The 2,079-nt window shown below is 38.2% G+C and carries 1 protein-coding gene; it reads left to right on the forward strand.

All coding sequences use genetic code 11. The annotated features are described in order from the left end of the window. Positions 1-137: 137 nt before the first annotated feature. A complete protein-coding gene (locus tag AACQ17_RS09570; RefSeq protein WP_064626894.1) occupies positions 138-1,448 on the forward strand; it encodes a hypothetical protein in 1,311 nt (436 codons plus the stop codon). Positions 1,449-2,079 lie beyond the last annotated feature (631 nt).

Below are 2,079 nucleotides of genomic sequence, written 5' to 3' on the forward strand. Positions count from 1 at the left end.
CAATACTACTGGACCGTACCTATGTCAATGTAATTGCATATATTGGTTGTGTTTTGTAATAGTTCAATCAAAAATGAGACTACGCATATGAAATCGGTTCTATGCATTGTGTATTTGTTACGTGAGTAGGTTTATTTATGAATAAGGTTCTCATTACTGGTGCAGGTGTTGATAAGACGTCTGGCATTGATTTTCCATTAGCGAATAAGCTTTTAACTGAGGTATCGAGGTTTATCAACGGAGAAGGGGCAAGTTTTGAAAAAGCTATCAGAAATGCTCTTCCCGGGCTTCGCTTTGACTTTAATCGTTTTATCAATAATGAAATTGAAAATATTACTAAGAAAGATATAGAACAGCTAAAGAAGATAGTTGAATTAGTAAGTGAAGCTGAAAGCAAGATTCAAGATGAATCGGACCTGTCTAAAAAAAGAGGGTTAGTAATAATTCGCTTGTTTGAAAAACTTGTGGAAATTAAGAATGCTAGCCATATTGACGATGAAACGTTTCAATTGATCTCAGAAGCATTTGGTTTAGAGTTTACAGAGAGTGATTTCATAATTGACGTTCATAAAATGTCGTTATCGGAGACATTTAAACTAATCCTTAAAGTTACACTCAAGGAGAGTCTAACTTCAGATGGGAACCCAATAGCTGATGCTATAGCATCTCATATGCTAGACATTGAACAACTGTTGATTCAAAAGTTTTTAGGGTTTTATAGCCATAATCAAGCTGATGTTAAAAATTACATATATATTTCATGGTGTTTGTGGGGTTATTTGGTGTGGAAACAAAACCAAGTATTGTCTAGTTTCGGAAGTGGGGAAATGCCATTTTACTCTAAATTGCCTCAAGGTATTGATGCAATAACTTTAAACTATACAACGTTTTTAGCAAATGCTGGTTTGGAAAATGTTATCTATTTCCACGGCGGTTTATCAGAATATGTTCGCATGGATACAAGGCAGCTATTACCGATCAATGACTTAGACTCGATTGATTTAAAAGAGTTTATTGAAGGGGAGATATCTTCAAATATTGATTTCACAAGTAGTATTGTAGAGGAACAAAAGCATGTAATACCCTCAATGGTTCCACCTCTGAAACTTAAGCCAATATTGTCCCATAAGTATATTGATACTTGGGCAAAAGCTGCTGAACTAATTCATAACTCACAAAAAGTGGTAGTGATTGGTTATTCCTTTAACAGTGCTGACGAACATTTTAACGATATTATTAGAAATAGCGTGACTAGGAAATATGACATAGTTGCTCCTGATGTACTTTCCGAGGCATTCTTGAAGCGTATTGAAAAAGTTTTTGGGGTCCCTATTAGTAACTTCTCTAACACCAAGGTACAAGGGAAAAATGCCAAAACCACGCAGTATATTCGTTTAATCTCTGCTTATGCAGATGAACTCGATGTCAGTAAATTGTTTGATGAGTAAAGTTTTGCCTAAAACGTATTGCTAACAAACGCTTCAAGAGGGACAGCCAACGCGCGGCATTTTTATTATGCGTTGGTTTTGTGATTACGGTGTTATGCGGAAAGTTGGTAGTAGCGTTGTCTGCCCCTTAAGCGGGCGTTATGTTTACTTGTATTTCAATGGCTTAAAAATTCTTCGATCTCCGTTCTTTGTCCCTTTGGCAGCTCGTCCGAGTTGCCTCAGCAAATCAGTATTGTCGGCCTAAGTTCTGGAATCTCTCAGCCCGTAAAACAGGTAAATATTCGTGGGTTGCTTCATTTTCAGGTCGTGGCGGCTGGTTGCAAATTTCACTGGCTCTAAGTCGCTGCAAGGGTTTTTGCCAAGTAGCATTTGGACTTGGCAGTTGCCTCGGCAATTTGCCATTGTTCTGCGCTTTGGTTGGAAAGAGAGGGTGCTTGTTGTGAGTTGGTCGGGTTGCCTCATTGGGCAGGGAAGTGGAACTAGTCGCTTTGTGTTTCGTGCATTTGGCGACCACATCAGTTTGAGCGTGTGACTGACTTCTTGAAATGCGTTCAACAAAGCAGTTCTTTGCCAAGTAAATCAGTCATTTGTGGTAAAACATAACAAGCAATTTAAGAGGGATTCTCAACGC

The organism is Vibrio sp. V10_P2A27P122 (genome assembly GCF_963874335.1).
Lineage (GTDB): Bacteria > Pseudomonadota > Gammaproteobacteria > Enterobacterales > Vibrionaceae > Vibrio > Vibrio anguillarum.

Bases quoted from the DNA above. Each gene is read 5' to 3' on its own strand.
- AACQ17_RS09570 (WP_064626894.1), top strand. From the start codon at position 138: ATGAATAAGGTTCTCATTACTGGTGCAGGTGTTGATAAGACGTCTGGC.